The 14,581-nt window shown below is 59.5% G+C and carries 22 protein-coding genes; 20 read left to right on the top strand and 2 right to left on the bottom strand.

Going from position 1 to position 14,581, the window contains the following annotated elements:
* The first annotated feature begins 7 nt into the window (after positions 1 to 7).
* Complete coding sequence (locus HKK54_RS28760) at positions 8 to 505, top strand: DnaT-like ssDNA-binding protein (RefSeq protein WP_169388666.1); 498 nt, start codon at positions 8 to 10, stop codon at positions 503 to 505.
* On the opposite strand, the gene HKK54_RS28755 is transcribed toward HKK54_RS28760, so the two are convergent.
* Positions 477 to 968: a hypothetical protein gene (locus tag HKK54_RS28755; RefSeq protein ID WP_169388665.1), complete on the bottom strand. Its 492-nt coding sequence runs from the start codon at positions 966 to 968 to the stop codon at positions 477 to 479. The genes HKK54_RS28760 and HKK54_RS28755 overlap by 29 nt on opposite strands.
* A gap of 122 nt (positions 969 to 1,090) precedes the next feature.
* Here HKK54_RS28755 and HKK54_RS28750 point away from each other — a divergent pair, with 122 nt between their 5' ends.
* The 14 genes from HKK54_RS28750 (at position 1,091) to HKK54_RS28685 (ending at position 11,363) form a co-directional block, all read left to right on the top strand.
* A complete protein-coding gene (locus HKK54_RS28750; RefSeq protein ID WP_169388664.1) occupies positions 1,091 to 1,828 on the top strand; it encodes a hypothetical protein in 738 nt (245 codons plus the stop codon).
* A 3-nt stretch (positions 1,829 to 1,831) separates the two neighbouring features.
* Positions 1,832 to 2,809, top strand: a complete 978-nt coding sequence (locus HKK54_RS28745) for a major capsid protein (RefSeq protein ID WP_169388663.1) — start codon at positions 1,832 to 1,834, stop codon at positions 2,807 to 2,809.
* Between the two features lie 55 nt (positions 2,810 to 2,864).
* Positions 2,865 to 3,170 carry a HeH/LEM domain-containing protein gene (locus HKK54_RS28740; protein WP_169388662.1) on the top strand — a complete coding sequence of 102 codons (306 nt, stop codon included), beginning with the start codon at positions 2,865 to 2,867 and terminating at the stop codon, positions 3,168 to 3,170.
* A gap of 10 nt (positions 3,171 to 3,180) precedes the next feature.
* On the top strand, positions 3,181 to 3,558 hold the full coding sequence (locus HKK54_RS28735; protein WP_169388661.1) for a hypothetical protein: 378 nt from the start codon (positions 3,181 to 3,183) through the stop codon (positions 3,556 to 3,558).
* Between the two features lie 2 nt (positions 3,559 to 3,560).
* Positions 3,561 to 3,953, top strand: a complete 393-nt coding sequence (locus HKK54_RS28730) for a hypothetical protein (protein WP_169388660.1) — start codon at positions 3,561 to 3,563, stop codon at positions 3,951 to 3,953.
* A gap of 1 nt (position 3,954) precedes the next feature.
* The gene (locus HKK54_RS28725) at positions 3,955 to 4,539 is read left to right on the top strand and encodes a hypothetical protein (protein WP_169388659.1); all 585 of its coding nucleotides are present in this window, start codon (positions 3,955 to 3,957) and stop codon (positions 4,537 to 4,539) included.
* On the top strand, positions 4,536 to 4,952 hold the full coding sequence (locus HKK54_RS28720) for a phage tail terminator-like protein (protein WP_169388658.1): 417 nt from the start codon (positions 4,536 to 4,538) through the stop codon (positions 4,950 to 4,952). The genes HKK54_RS28725 and HKK54_RS28720 overlap by 4 nt, the downstream gene beginning before the upstream one ends.
* A 72-nt stretch (positions 4,953 to 5,024) precedes the next feature.
* Positions 5,025 to 5,681: a phage tail protein gene (locus HKK54_RS28715; RefSeq protein WP_169388657.1), complete on the top strand. Its 657-nt coding sequence runs from the start codon at positions 5,025 to 5,027 to the stop codon at positions 5,679 to 5,681.
* Positions 5,682 to 5,684: 3 nt separating this feature from the next.
* Positions 5,685 to 6,065 carry a phage tail assembly chaperone gene (locus tag HKK54_RS28710; protein ID WP_169366786.1) on the top strand — a complete coding sequence of 127 codons (381 nt, stop codon included), beginning with the start codon at positions 5,685 to 5,687 and terminating at the stop codon, positions 6,063 to 6,065.
* 47 nt (positions 6,066 to 6,112) lie between these two features.
* Positions 6,113 to 6,385: a DUF1799 domain-containing protein gene (locus tag HKK54_RS28705; protein ID WP_169388656.1), complete on the top strand. Its 273-nt coding sequence runs from the start codon at positions 6,113 to 6,115 to the stop codon at positions 6,383 to 6,385.
* Positions 6,386 to 6,412: 27 nt separating this feature from the next.
* On the top strand, positions 6,413 to 9,454 hold the full coding sequence (locus HKK54_RS28700; protein ID WP_169388655.1) for a phage tail tape measure protein: 3,042 nt from the start codon (positions 6,413 to 6,415) through the stop codon (positions 9,452 to 9,454).
* A 3-nt stretch (positions 9,455 to 9,457) separates the two neighbouring features.
* On the top strand, positions 9,458 to 9,796 hold the full coding sequence (locus HKK54_RS28695) for a phage tail protein (RefSeq protein ID WP_169388654.1): 339 nt from the start codon (positions 9,458 to 9,460) through the stop codon (positions 9,794 to 9,796).
* Positions 9,797 to 9,807: 11 nt separating this feature from the next.
* Positions 9,808 to 10,560, top strand: a complete 753-nt coding sequence (locus HKK54_RS28690) for a phage minor tail protein L (protein WP_169388653.1) — start codon at positions 9,808 to 9,810, stop codon at positions 10,558 to 10,560.
* Between the two features lie 2 nt (positions 10,561 to 10,562).
* Positions 10,563 to 11,363 carry a C40 family peptidase gene (locus HKK54_RS28685; protein WP_169388652.1) on the top strand — a complete coding sequence of 267 codons (801 nt, stop codon included), beginning with the start codon at positions 10,563 to 10,565 and terminating at the stop codon, positions 11,361 to 11,363.
* Here the strand turns inward: HKK54_RS28685 and HKK54_RS28680 are convergent.
* Entirely contained in the window at positions 11,350 to 11,736 is a 387-nt protein-coding gene (locus tag HKK54_RS28680) for an Imm41 family immunity protein (protein WP_169388651.1), read from the bottom strand. The two genes, HKK54_RS28685 and HKK54_RS28680, sit on opposite strands and share 14 nt — an antisense overlap.
* 71 nt (positions 11,737 to 11,807) lie before the next feature.
* Here HKK54_RS28680 and HKK54_RS28675 point away from each other — a divergent pair, with 71 nt between their 5' ends.
* From HKK54_RS28675 to HKK54_RS28655, 5 genes are all read left to right on the top strand, one after another.
* On the top strand, positions 11,808 to 12,062 hold the full coding sequence (locus HKK54_RS28675; RefSeq protein ID WP_169388650.1) for a hypothetical protein: 255 nt from the start codon (positions 11,808 to 11,810) through the stop codon (positions 12,060 to 12,062).
* A gap of 359 nt (positions 12,063 to 12,421) precedes the next feature.
* Complete coding sequence (locus tag HKK54_RS28670) at positions 12,422 to 12,577, top strand: hypothetical protein (protein WP_166742166.1); 156 nt, start codon at positions 12,422 to 12,424, stop codon at positions 12,575 to 12,577.
* Between the two features lie 91 nt (positions 12,578 to 12,668).
* Positions 12,669 to 13,442 carry an NYN domain-containing protein gene (locus HKK54_RS28665; protein ID WP_169388649.1) on the top strand — a complete coding sequence of 258 codons (774 nt, stop codon included), beginning with the start codon at positions 12,669 to 12,671 and terminating at the stop codon, positions 13,440 to 13,442.
* A 108-nt stretch (positions 13,443 to 13,550) separates the two neighbouring features.
* Positions 13,551 to 13,901, top strand: coding sequence for a hypothetical protein (locus HKK54_RS28660; protein WP_169388648.1), 351 nt, complete (start codon positions 13,551 to 13,553; stop codon positions 13,899 to 13,901).
* A gap of 62 nt (positions 13,902 to 13,963) precedes the next feature.
* Positions 13,964 to 14,575, top strand: a complete 612-nt coding sequence (locus HKK54_RS28655; protein ID WP_169388647.1) for a tail assembly protein — start codon at positions 13,964 to 13,966, stop codon at positions 14,573 to 14,575.
* Positions 14,576 to 14,581 lie beyond the last annotated feature (6 nt).

Here is a 14,581-nt window from a genome sequence, read left to right as displayed (position 1 = left end):
ATAGCACATGCAGATCATTGTTGAGGATGGGAAGGGAAGGCCAGACGCGAATAGCTTCGTACCGCTGGAGAAGCTGACCTTTTACCGCGACTACTACGGCTTTCGGATCCCGGAAACAGAGGCTGATCAGGTCGCGCTGCTGCTGCGTGCTGCGGCGGACATCAACGCCCGGCAGTGGAAAGGGCGCAAGGCCAATCCAGATCAGGCAATGGCCTGGCCTCGGCGTGACTGCAAGATCGAATACCAGACGCTTTCAGAGACGTTCGTGCCCTTTGAGCTTGAATGGGGGCAGGTGCGGCTTGCTGTCGAGCTGTACGCTGTCGAACAGGGCTTCCAAATTGAGGAGCCGACGCATTGCAATGAGCCCAATGGACGGCGCACGCGGCTCAACCGCGATACGCCCGGGTTTCGCATGCGTCCGCCACCATACGCTCCGAGCAGGACGCAGTTCGCCGATTACTTGGTGATGCGTGGCCTCAGTATCGTACGAACCCAGGCTCAGTAATGGCGGCAATTACATCGTCATCAAGGATTCTGCCGCGATGATATCGATGAGATCTGTTTAGTCTTTCCAGTTCATCAAAGTGCCTCTTTGTGGCATTTCTGTTGATGATGAACTGTTTGTGGATGATCAAAAACTTATCGTGCGGCTCCGCCCTGCTGTTGATCAGTTGGCTGCTGGTGGTCACGAAAATCTCTGCGTCGCATGGCGACTTGTCGCTGTTGATTTCTTCGAGTCGGCTGTAATGGTGCGCCGTCGCGTCAGTACTCATGATGTACTCGCCGCCCTCTACAAAGCCCATATGCTCAAATTCTCCGAGAACGTCGGTACCCTGGAACATGAGGATGTGACCTTCTTCGTGAGTACGCCCGACTATAAGTCCGCCGTCTCGGGCGTCGACGATCCATCCGTTGATGAAGCTTCTGACGAATTCATCCTGCGACATTGAATACCGTTCTTCGCTCATAACCGCCTCCTATCGTTGAGTGATCAGCACGTACCGAACATTAGCAAAATTCCAAGCCTCGGCCATGCCGGGGTTTTTTTATGCCTGCAAAGCGGGCCGACCAAACCCAAGGGGTGCACCAAGTGGCAGACGAAAACCAGATTGATCTTGAAGACCCAGCAGTTCAGACCGCCATTGCTGCAGCTGTAGAGGCGGCGACCGTGGGCCTCAAGAACAAAAATACCGAGCTACTTGGCTCGCTCCGGACCACCAAAACTGAGCTGGACGGTTTCAAATCTCAGTTTGAAGGCCTGGACATCGCAGCCGTGAAGGGCCTGCTGACCAAGGTGGGCCAGGATGAAGAGACCAAGCTGATTGCCGAGGGCAAGCTGGACGAGGTCATCACCCGCCGTACCGAGCGCCTGCGCACCGACTACGACACCAAGCTGGCCGCCGAAAAGGCCCGTGCCGATAAGGCCGAACAATTTGCCGCCAAGTACAGCGACAAGGTGCTGGCCGACTCCATCCGCGCTGCTGCCATTAAGGCCGGCGCGCTCCCAGAGGCCGCCGAGGACATCATCCTGCGCGCCCGGGGCACTTTCAAACTCAGTGAAGACGGCGAGGCGATTGCCACCGACCGTGACGGCGAGGTCGTTTACGGGAAGGACGGGAAAACCCCGCTGTCGCCGCTCGAATGGGCGGAATCGCTGCGTGAAACCGCAACACACCTGTGGCCAAGGGCTCAGGGTGCCGGGCAGACCGGCGACAACGGTGGCAAGGCCACGAAAAAGTGGGGCGAGTACACGGAAACCGAGCGCGCTGCGATCGCCCGTGACAACCCCGAGCTCTTCAAGAAAATCCAGGCCACCAAAGGAACCTAATCCATGGCAACTACCCAACTGACCGACATCTTCGTCGGTGACTACTACGCCTCGCTGGCGCCGGTTAACAGCCCGGAAAAGACCGCTGTGTACGAGTCGGGCATTGTGACCCGTTCTCCTGTGCTGGATGCGATCGCTTCCGGCAGCCAGGGCACCGCCGAGATCAGCTACTGGCAGGATCTCAACGCTGATGAAGCCCCGAATATCAGTAACGACGACCCGAACGACCAGGGTGAAGTCGGCAAAGTCACCCAGGACAGCATGCGTGCCCGGGTTCTGTACCTCAACAAAGGCTACGGCGTCACCGACCTGACCGCTGAGTTGGCGAACACTGAACCTCAGCAGCAGATCCGCAACCGCTTCGGCACTTACTGGACCCGCCAGTGGCAGCGTTACACCCTGGGCGCGGCTCGCGGCATCATCGCCTCGAACATCGCGAACAACGGCGGTGACATGGTCATCGACGCGGGTGCGACCATCAGTGCGAACGCATTCCAGGATGCAGCATTCACCGCCGGCGATGCCGCTGACCAGTTCGGCGCGATCGGCGTGCACTCCGTGGTGATGAACCAGATGGTCAAGCAGGACCTCATCGAGTACCTGCGTGACTCAGACGGCAGGATCATCCTGGCCACCTACCTCGGCAAGCCAGTGTTCATGGACGATGCCTTGGTGTATGGCGCCGGCAAGTACCTGTCGGTGTTCTTCGGCCAGGGCGCTTTCGGCTACGGCGAAGGCACGCCGAAGGTTCCGGTAGAGCTCGAGCGTAAGCCGGGCGGCGGCAATGGTGGTGGTGCCGAAGTGCTCTGGGAGCGGAAGACTTACATCCTCCAGCCTGCCGGCTTCAGCTGGAAGGGTTCCGAGGCTCAGAACCTCAGCCCGACCGCCACTCAATACGCCGCTGCTGCGAACTGGCAGCGCGTGTTCAGCCGCAAGCAGGTTCCGTTCGCCGCTGTGATCAGCGGTACCACCACGCCGTAATTCGGCCCACACAGCCTGGCGCCCGTATGGCGCCGGGATGCTTTTGAGGTGACTTATGAAAGTGATCTACACGGACAAGCCTGGCAAAGAGCGCGGCGTGTGCTACCGCCTGCTAAGCGAGTTTTTCGGCGTCATAGGCTCCGCGACCGAGGTGGTCGTTGATGGCGATGCACCGGATATCTTCGATGCTTACCAGGCTGCCGGCATCAAGGTTTCCGATGGCAAGGAACAGGAAGCGCCCGAAACCGACCCTCTGAAAATGAAGGTGCCGGAGCTGAAAGAGTGGCTGACCGCGAAGGGCATCACCTTCGACGCGACCGCCAAGAAAGAAGACCTGCAGGCCCTGGTGCCAGCGGAATAAGGACAAGCACATGACCGACTTCATCACCGTTGCCGATGTTGACGCCCAGCTCGGTCCTGACTGGGCCGGCACCGGTGATCCGGTCCTTGCTGTGACCATGGCCAACGCCTGGCTCACGGCCAAGATTAAGCGGCCTGTTCCCGATCCGGTCCCGACCGAGATCAAAACAGCCGGCGCCCAGGTTGCCAAAGAGGCGGCGGCGGGCAAGCTATACACGGCAACGCAGAAGGAAGTGCAGAGCAAGACGGTCTCGGCTCAGTCCGGCACATCGGTGAGCAAGGCCTACGTGGCAGGCTCTGCCGATCAGTCGGCCGGCGTGAACTTCGCCCTGGCGCTGCTGGAGCCTTGGATCAAGCGCTCCGGCGTGATGATGCTGAAAAGGATCTGATCATGGGCATGCGCGAAGAAATTCAGGCCGATCTGGCCGAGGCGTTCGACGATCCCGATGGTCTGGCCGATGCAGTCAAACCGGTGACAGGCGTGCGCAAGGTCGCTGGCGAGTATGACCCGGAACTGGGCGGCGAAACGCCGGAGACCATCGTGACGTACTCGGGGCGCGGCGTTCTGGGCAGCTACTTGTCCAAAGAAATCGACGGCTCCCTCATCCAGACCACCGACAAGAAGCTGCTGGTGCTGCAAAACGAGCTATTCGTGTCGGAGGCCGGTGTTCCGACGGCGGTACCGGTTGCCCCGGCTATTGGCGATATCGTCAACGGGCTTCGGGTGATGAACGTGTCAGCCGATCCGGCTGATGCAACGTGGACGGCGCAACTGAGGAAATGACATGGCGACCCAATCCGGCAGTTTCGCCTTGAGTCTCGCCGAGTTCGCAGCCCAGACCAGCGAAGCCATCGACGCCAGTGTGCGCGAGATCATCATCGAGGTCGGCAGCAGCCTGATTCGTATGTCACCCGTGGGTAACCCGGAGATCTGGGCGCAGAACGCAGTGGCGACTCAGTACAACAAGGCCGTCGACGACCACAACAGCGCATTGCGCAGTGATCCGGCCAACCTCACCAAGGGTGGCAGGCTGAAGAAGGGCCGCAAGCTCAACGATGGCATGGACATCAAAGCGCCCGAAGGCTACGTCGGCGGACGGTTCCGGGCGAACTGGCACATATCGCTCGGCGTGGTCGAGAGCGTCACTTTTGACGAAGTAGACCCGAGCGGCGCCGAAACCACGGCCGCGCTGGTCGCTGCTATGAGCGACTTCACCGCCGGCCAGATGGCCTACATCATCAACAATTTGCCCTATGCCATCCCGCTGGAGTTCGGCCATTCCACCCAGGCCCCCGGTGGCATGGTCCGGGTAACCGTGGCTCGCTTTCAGCAGATCGTGCTGGAGGCCATCAGGAACAACCAGGTATGAGTCACGCAATTATTGCTTCGATCTACGAGGCCAAGCTCATCGCCTGGAACGCTACCAGGTCGGAGAAGCTGAAGATCGTCTTCGAGAATACGACCTATACGCCGGCGGCGGGCGAAACCTACCTGCAAGCCTTCACTATTCCGGGCGACACCGCGAGCAACACGCTCGGCGGTGATCACCGGCTGTTCACCGGCGTGTTCCAAGTCAGCGTCATCGCCCCGGCGGGCACCGGCAAGACCCAGACGAACCCCGTAGTGGGCGAACTGACCACCCTGTTCCCGTTGTACGCCAGGGACACGAAGGGCTCGGTCACCGTGGTGACGATGTCTCCGGTCGACCCGGGGCCCGGCATCACCGGCGATTCCACCTACACCGTCCCGGTCTCGTTCTTGTACCGAGCCGACACGAACTGATCCCGCCCACTGGGCAAACCTACGAACCCGCCATTGAGCGGGTTTTTTCATATCTGCAAAGAGGAAATACCCATGGGCTACAAAATTCCGGACGGCGGCACCTTCCAACACGGTGCCACCTATGGCCCGGACATCCCGTTTTCGGCGCTGAGCAACGCGGCTGAGGCTGTGGCCACTGTGACTGGCGGCACGCTGTCGGCTGGCGACATCGTGATCATCACATCCGGCTGGACTCGCCTGGGTAATCGGGTTGTGCGTGTGAAAGCTGCCACTGCCGCCGCCATCACCCTCGAAGGCATCGACACCACAGACGTGCAGGTCTACCCGGCCGGCTCCGGCATCGGCTCGCTGAAGAAGGTGCTGACCTGGGTGCAGATTCCGCAAATCACTGACGTGGCTTTCGCCGGCGGCACCCAGAACTATCTGGACGTGGTGTTCCTGGAAGACAAGCAGGGCCGCCAGATGCCAACCGACAAAGCGGCGGCCAGCTTGGCGCTGACCATTGCGGATGACCCGGGGCAGGCGTTCAACGCCATCCTGCGCGCCGCTGATGCCAGCCAGACCATTCAGGCCGCGCGCCTGAACCTGCCGGGCAACGACACGCTGTTCTACGGCGCCTTCACCTCCTTCTCCAATCAGCCGACTGTGTCCCGCAGCAACTTGCTGACCCGCACCGTCAACCTGGCGCTGCAGGGCGAACCGACCCGTTACCTGACAGCGGTGGCGTAACCCATGGCGAAGATCAGAATTGCCCAAAACCCGACGTTCAAGGCCTTCGTGTCGATCCCTATCGTTGGGGGTGAGCCCGAGAAAATCGAGTTCACCTTTAAGTATCGGGATCGCCCGGGGCTTGCCGCTCTGTTTGATGAGTGGAACCTGAAGCGCGATGAAGCTCGGACCGCCCTGGGCGAAAGCCCAACGCTTTCCGAAATCGTTGCTGCTGACACTGAGCAGCAGTCGCAGCAGATCAAGGACCTGGTAGTCGGCTGGGGCTTTGACGACAAGTTCGACGACAAGAGCATTCGGGCGCTGGTGACGTCCTGCCAGGGCGCTGCTGAGGCGGTCGTGAATGCCTACCAGAGCGCATTCAATCAGGCCCGCTTGGGAAACTGACGGACGCTGCCCGCGCACTCTACGCGCCGGCGGCACCTGCTGAGTTGATGGGCCTGTTCGGGCTCACCCCGGGTGACCTTGAAGAGGTGACCGAGGTCTGGCCCTGCAACTGGCCGGCGTTCTACCTGTTCAACAGGATGTCGACTCAGTGGCGGGCTGGCGCCGGTGGCGCAATCGGTCTCGACTACACCTGCATCCGCGACGTGGCCGGCTTCCTCGGCATCAAGAAAAAGAAACTCGCTGAAATCTTCCCTGACCTTCAGGTGCTGGAAGGCGAAGCCCTGCGCGTTATGGCGGAGGAAAGGGAAAACAGCCCGTAACTACGGGCACTTATTCAAGGTGAGTCGATGAACATTGCAGAACTCGGCGTCAAGATCGACTCGGCCGATGCAATCCAGGCGAAAACGAGTCTGGATGAAATGGCGAAGGCCGGCGGCCGGGCCGAGCAGTCCGCCGTTTCGCTGATGAACGAAATGCAGGCGCTGGAGAAATCGCTTTCCACCAGTGCCAAGACCACACAGGACCTGGCAAAGCAGCGTGACGCGCTGGCGAAGCTGACCAAGACCGGCGCCTATGGTGAGGCCGAGGCAGCGAAGATCTCGGCGCAGCTCGATAAGCAGCAGATCGCCCTGGCCAAGTCTGCGATGGATGAGCAGAAGGCCTTGAACAGCCTGTTGGGGGCGATTGACCCGGCCCGCGCGGCGCTGGCCAAGCTGGACACACAGGTCGAGCAACTGGGAAAACACCTGGACGCCGGCCGCATCAGCCAGGACCAGTACAACACTGCCCTGAGCAAGATCGACAAGGACTACGCCAAGCTCGAAAAGACCACCACCGGTTTTGACAAGCTGCGCCTCGGCACCCGCCAGGCGCAGGAAAACGTCGTGCAGTTGGGCAATGCTCTTTCCTCGGGCGACTGGGGGAGTGGTGTACGTGCGGTTGCGCAACTGGGCGCTGGGGCTGGAGCGGGCGCCGCTGGGCTGCTTGCCATTCTGGGGCCGCTGGCCCTGGCCACCGCAGCCGTGGGCGGCTTGGCCGTTGGCTATTACAAAGGTAGCGAGGAGCAGGACAAATTCCGTGAGTCCCTGGTAACCACTGGGAATGCCGCTGGCACAACCTCGTCATCGCTTGCGGCCATGGCGAAGCAGGTCAGCACTACCATTGGCACTACTGGTTCGGCAGCGGCGGTTCTGGCGCAGTTGGCGGGCTCCGGGAAGATCGTCAGCGGTAGCTTCGAACAGATTGCTATTGCAGCTCTCTCGTTCGAGAAAGCCACCGGCAAAGCGGCATCTGAAACCGTTCAGGAATTTACCAAGCTGGCTGATGACCCGCTAAAGTCGGTCGTTGCGCTCAATGACAAGTACAACTTTCTCACCGCCGCCGTGTACACCCAGATTCGGGCCTTGCAGGAGCAAGGCGATACGCTGGGCGCCCAGCAGGTGGCAGAGGGTGCATACGCTGATGCGCTGATCGAGCGTGCTGGCACCATCACCGGCAACCTGGGTACGGTCGAAAGCGCATGGAATGCAGTTAAGGGGGCCGCCAAAGGTGCCTGGGACGCAGTGCTTGATATCGGGCGCGAAGATACCTTCGACGAGAAGTTCGAAAAGCTCGCCGACCGCCTGAATACGCTACGTAACGCTAAATCTAACCCGATGATCCTGGGCGACAACCCGGACATGATGATGCTCAGTGGCGGCGAGGCCGGAGCCCAGAGCGACATCACCTCCTTGTTGCAGAAGGAAGTGGATGATCAGGTGAAGGCCCGGCGTGAAATGTTCCAAGCGCAAGATATTCGTGAGGGCACGAAGGCCTATGAAACGCTGCAAAGCAACCTCGAAGCGACGGCATCAAAGTCCACGAAGCTGACCAAAGCGCTTGAGGAAAATCAAAGGCGTATCGCTTCTGCGCGACAGGCAGGCTACACGTTCACCGCCGCGGAGGAAGCGGCTTTAGAAAAACAGACCCGCGACAAGTTCAAAGACCCAAAAGCTGCTGCCAATCAGGTCGACCTGACCGGTTTCAACAACGCCAAGAACAACCTAGCCGCCATCGTTGATGAGTACAAAAACACCCAGAAGCAACTGGACGCGGCGGAGAAGGCCGGGCTTATTTCTCAGGCCGAATACGCGCTGAAGCGTGAAGCCCTGATCGGCAACCAGCGCGACGAGGTGACCGCAGCCTACGAGGCCGAGATTGCCGCGCTGGAGGCCGTCAAAGGCAAGAAGTCCACGAGTGCTGCCCAGAGCATCCAGTTGGACCAGAAGATCGCTGACGCGCGCGCAGGGATGGTCAAGGCGCAGAAGGAGGCTGACAGCCAGCTTGAGGTGTTGGCCACCAACGAGACCGGGCGTCTGGCCAAGCAGGAACGGTCGATCACCACCTACGTGCAGGCCCTGGCTCAGCAACAACGAGCACTGGAGCTTGCTGGCCAACGCGCGGTTCTCGGCGTGGGCCAGGGTGACCGCCAGAATGCACTCAATGGCGAACTGAACAGCCAGCAAGACCGGTTTGCTCAGCAGTCGTTGGAGTTGGCCAACCAGAAGTCCGACCCGTCGCGCAACATGTCGGAGGAGGAGTTCAAGCGTAAATCGCAGGCGCTCGCAGACGCGAACAAGGCTGCTACAGACCAGATCCGGCAGAACTATGCGGATGTGGAGAACGCCCAGGGCGACTGGACGAGGGGCGCGACGTCGGCCTGGGCCAACTACCTGGATTCGGCGAAGAACATTGCCGGGAAGACCAAAACCCTGTTCGGCAATGCCTTCAGTTCCATGGAAGATGCGGTGGTTAATTTCGCGCTGACCGGGAAGCTGTCGTTTGCTGACTTTGCCAAATCGATCCTTGCGGACATGGCGCGGATTGCCACTCGACAAGCGAGCTCACAGCTACTCAGCAGCTTGTTTGGCGCAGGTCTGAGCTACTTCGGCGGCGGTGGTTCTGGCGGGGCAAGTCAGGCCGGCTACACCGGAACTGACCTTTCAAACTTCACTCCGGGCAGCATTCAGGCCAAGGGCGGCGCCTGGTCGGGCGGTGTGCAGATGTTTGCCGACGGCGGCGCGTTCACCAACACCATCGCCACTGGTCCAACATTGGCGCCCATGGCTCTATTTGGCGAGGCCGGGCCAGAGGCAATCATGCCGCTCACCCGAACTGCCAACGGCAAGCTGGGTGTTTCCGCGATTGGCGGCGGCGGTGGCGGGGTAAACCTCAATCTCAGCATGCCGATCATCCTGACGGATCAGGAGGCCGGCCGCCCAGACGGGGCCGAGTTCGACGCCGAGCTGTTCCAGCGCAACATGGAGTCGCGCACCCGACAAATCGCAACAGAAGAGATCGCCAAGTCTTGGCGCCAAGGCGGCGTGAGCAGCCGAAACGTAAAAGGATGATTTATGGCAATCGAGCGATTTACCTGGGCCACCGAGAAGGGCGTCGAGGGTGACATCAAGCAGCGCGTGCGCACGAAGCAGTTTGCCGACGGCTACGCGCAGTCGACCGAGGACGGGATCAACAACAAATCCCAGTCCTGGCCAGTCACCTTCACCGGCATGAAGGGCCGGATCAAGGACATCATGGACTTCATCGACCGGCACAAGGGTGCAAAGGGCTTCCTCTGGGAGCCGCCCCTGGGAGACCTGGGCCTCTACAAGTGCAACGGCTACAAGCCAGTGCACCGCGGCGGCCAGGTCTACGCGATCACCGCGACCTTCGAACAAACCTTTTCACCCTGAGATAACCACCCATGGCACTGATCACGGACATCCAGAAACTGGAGCCCGGCGCCGAAATTCGCCTGTTCGAAATTGATGGGACCGAATACGGCGCGGATTACTTGCGCTTCCACGGTCACGCCATCCCGCACACGCCGGAGGAACTGCTGGCATATGAGCATTCGGAGGAGGATCTGCCGGCCAAGTCGATTTGGTGGCAGGGTGCCGAGTATGCCGCCTGGCCCGTACAGATCGAGGGCATCGGCTCCAATAGCGACGGCACGGCCACCAGGCCGACGTTCGCCGCTGGCAACATCAATGGGCGCGTCACGGCGCTGTGCCTGCACTTCGAGGACATGCTGAAGTTCAAGCTGACTGTTCGCGAGACCCTGGCCCAGTACCTGGACGCGGCCAACTTCCCCGATGGCAACCCAGCTGCCGATCCGACTCAGGAAGGACTGGAGATCTGGTACATCGACCAGAAAACCAGCGAGGACGGTGAAGCAGTAGTCTGGGAGCTGTCCTCACCAGGCGAGATCGATAACCACGGTCTGCCCGGGCGCCAGATGACGACGCTGTGCCACTGGGCCATGACGAATGGTTACCGGGGGCCAGACTGCGGCTACACCGGCGCGGCCATGTTCGACGACGAGGACAACCCCACGGATGACCCGGCCAAGGATCAGTGCAAGGGTTGCCTGTCGTCCTGCAAGTTGCGCTTCGGCGAGAACAACGAACTTTCCTTCGGCGGATTCCCTGCCGTGTCCTTGATAGCCAGGAGCTGACCATGCGCAAGTACATCATTGCGGCGATCCAGGCGCATGCGGCAGCGGAGTACCCGAAAGAGTGCTGTGGCCTGCTGCTGGCCATCGGGCGCAAACAGAAGTACTTCCCGTGCCGGAACATCGCCACGGAGCCGAACGAAGAATTTCGGCTCGATCCTGAGGACTACGCCGCGGCGGAAGACCTGGGAGAAGTCATCGGCATTGTCCACTCGCACCCGGACGCGACCAGCCGACCGTCACCGCACGACCTGGCCATGTGCGAGGCCACGGCGCTGCCCTGGCACATCCTGTCGTGGCCCGAAGGCGACCTGCGCACGATCACTCCCACGGGCAGCACGCCGCTGCTCAGGCGCCCGTTCGTGCACGGCGCCTGGGACTGTTGGCAGGTCTGCGCTGACTGGTACCAGCGCGAATGGGGGATTGAGTTTGAGGCCTTCCAGCGCACTGATGGCTGGTGGGAGAGTGCGGAGAACGTCAGCCTGTACGAGCAACACTATGAGGCAGCCGGTTTCGTCCGTGTCGACTGGCCAGAACGCGGCGACCTGATCGTCATGCACGTTGGGCGCACGGTTCACCCGAATCATGCCGGGATCTACCTGGGCACTGATCCGGTTCTACCCGGCGAAGAGTCGGGCACCTTCGGCCCGGGCCCATTCCTGCTGCATCACCTGTACGGCAGGCCGTCCGAGATCATCGTCTACGGCGGGCCTTGGCATGATCGAACACGCCTGATCCTCAGGCACAAAGACCGGCACGAATCATCTTATGTGAAGGAGGCGCTTCAGCAAGTTAATGGAGGGTGAGCAGCAGTGGGTTCTCTTCTTCAAAGATGTTTTGCTCAGGCATATTTCTGGAGAAAAAACCCTCAAATACCACCTGGAATCTCTCCCGACAGTCGTATAGCTGTGCTCTCTTGAGGTTACGTATTTTGTAGCCGTCATTCGGATCGAAGTGGCAGCCAAATGACAGGAAACAGTGGCTGAAGATGCGAAACACCTGCCAGTAGAGCTCAGGGTCGACTTCCTCTTCCTTGGCCAATTGGTAGAGAGCCCACTCTAAGAGCCAGTATTCATCTTGTGCCCAGAGCGCGTGCTCGTGTAGCTGGCCATTGAATGAGTTTTCGTCGTAGTCATCGCAGCGCGGGAAGTTTCTTTGAACTACAAGTCGAGGGTCCATCACGAGGTTCCTTATGTCTGCGTGCCAGACAGTCCTTTATCAACGCCGATGATTTAAGCTCGGAGGGCTACATGCAAATCATACAACGCTACATGCTGACCATTCACGACCTCTTCACCATCACTGACGTCGGTATCTGCGGCGCTGAAGCCGAAGTCGCCATTCTTGATGGCGGTGTCGAGATGGATCGCGTGAAATTCTCCGGCAAGTGCCAGAGCAAAGGTGGCTACAGCCGCAGCTACTGTGGCAAGTCAGGGCTTCAAGCGGCGCTTGTATTAGGGCCTGGCAGAATTGATTTTGGTTTGGCGCAAGCGGTCGCTATCTAGGATCTTCCCCGCCACCCATAAACTCATCGGTTCCTAGCCTGTGCGACCCATACTTCACAGTGTGGCCGTCACCTAGGCGCTCAGCCTCGATCTCTGCGACATTTTTGTCGGCGTAGATGTCAACAAAGCTCCATGGATCATTACGACCCACTGCCCATCCCAGCACCCATCCAGGCATATCCGGGTCTGCTGGTAGATTTTTCACGAGACTTCTGACTGACATGGCCATTCCTTGGTAATTGAAGGCGCAACGCTACTACGGCAATCGTCAGGCGAGTTACTGGCATTCCATCCACGCTGGATGCCTGGCCAGGCAAAGTGCTATCGTCGGTTTTCAATCAAAGCGAAGGAGTCGCAACGTGGCAGCAGTGAAGACATTTGTGTTCAAGTTGAAAGCGAGCAACGGTTCCGGAATGAGCAATGTGCTTCAGAACGGGGTGGATCAGCGGGAGGCTGAACGGAAAATACTCGCTAAGTATCCCGGCGCGACGATTTTAGAAGTCCGCCAGCAATGAGACATAGCCCAGCCCCGCGCAGGGCTCTTCGCATAAGTTGTGAGGCACTCAGGACGCACCTGGATACTGTGAGTATTTTCAAGGACGAACAATGGCAACTCAGTTAGTTAATTACTCCCAAAAGCACCTAGCTGTCCTAATTGACGCCGATAACGCGCCTGCTGCTATCGTCGAAGGCTTGTTCGAGGAGATAGCAAAATACGGAACTGCTAGCGTAAAACGTATATACGGTGACTGGACCGTTCCTCAGTTAGGGAGCTGGAAGAAAGTGCTCCTCGACTATTCCATCCAGCCAATACAGCAATTTGCGTATACCAAAGGAAAGAACGCTACGGATAGTTCGCTGATTATCGATGCTATGGATTTGCTGTATACCCGTCGCTTCGACGGTTTCTGCCTTGTGTCGAGCGACAGCGACTTCACTCGATTAGCGACCCGATTGCGTGAGGAGGGTCTGACGGTCTATGGCTTTGGCGAAGAGAAAACACCCAAACCATTCGTGGCTGCGTGCGATAAATTCATCTACACAGAGTTGCTGCGTGAGGATGTCTTGGTGGCTGGCAATGAAGGTGGCCAGGCCGAGTCTGAAGCGGGTAAATCGGCAGCGGCTTCCCAGGCACGCAAACGACCCAAGGTACCTATACGATTCATCGTCAAAATCTTGGACGACATCGCTGACGAAGACGGGTGGGCTAACTTAGGAACGCTGGGCGCGAACATAACAAAGCTGCGGCCCGAGTTTGATCCGCGTACTCATGGGTTCAAAAAGCTGAGTGACTTGATTAAAGGACACCCCCAGGCCTTTGAGCTGCAGGCACGGCCAGTGGCAGGAGGGACGGCGGTCATGTATGCGCGTCATAAATAGTCTGGCTTTATTGCTCCCTATTTTCGCAAGAGTAGGGCTGCCGGGCGCTGGGCTTTTTGCATCTCTCCCCTCAGTGCTACAGTCCCGCCAAATCAAAGAGGGAACGACATGCGGATTTTGATAGCGGCGGTAGCTGTGGCGATGCTGGCGGGGTGCATGGCGCCGACGATGAACGAGGCTCGCCAGGAAGGGCCATACAGGGTGCTGACCTCGCAGAAGTCCGACGCCGCGCTGGCCAAATGCGTTCAGTACGAATGGCAGAACCAACCAATTTTCGGCGGCACGCCGGGGGCCACACTTCAGCCAGGACGCGACACCGGATATACGGTGTTCACTGAGGGCTCCCAGTACTTCGTTGATATACAGCCCAGAAGCTCAGGCTCCGAAGCGAAATACTATGTGGTGGTCGGTAACTGGATCGCCAATAAAAGGCTTGCCGCGCTGCAAGGCTGCCTGTAGCAGTACGTCAAATTATTCAAGGCTCGCTTCGGCGAGCTTTTTTATTGCCTGGAGAAAAGCACATGACGGCACTTGCCATCAATTATCAGCCCATGACCACGATTCTGCTCTATGGCCAGCTCCGGCAGTTTGGCCGGTCCTTCCGGATGGCAGTGAGGACGCCGGCCGAGGCTGTCAAGGCCCTGTGTGTGCAGATACCGGGTTTCGAGCGCTTCCTGTCCAATGCCAAATCCCGGGGGATCGAGTTCGCCGTATTTCGCGGGGCGACGAACCTGGCAGAAAAGGAACTGGGGTTTGTCGGCGAGGGGGATATCCGCATTGCACCGGTTATCACTGGCAGCAAGCGTGCCGGGGCACTCCAGACCATCATCGGGGCCGTACTGATCGTTGTCGGCGCGGTGATTACCGGGGGCACATTCGGAGCAGGCGCCCCGTTTGGGTCAGCCCTGATCATGATGGGGGGCTCGATGGTTCTGGGCGGCGTTATCCAGATGCTCAGCCCCCAGGCCGGCGGCCTGAAGACCAGCGCCGCGCCTGAGAACACGCCCGGCTACGCCTTCGGCAGCGCCAAGAACACCACGGCATCCGGTAACCCGGTGCCGCTCTGCTACGGCAAGCGGCGGGTAGGGGGTGCGATCATCAGCGCCGTTATCTACGCCGAAGACCAGATGTAGCCAACA

It is taken from the genome of Pseudomonas sp. ADAK13 (assembly GCF_012935715.1).
GTDB lineage: Bacteria > Pseudomonadota > Gammaproteobacteria > Pseudomonadales > Pseudomonadaceae > Aquipseudomonas.
This window is presented reverse-complemented; position numbering and strand designations above follow the sequence as displayed.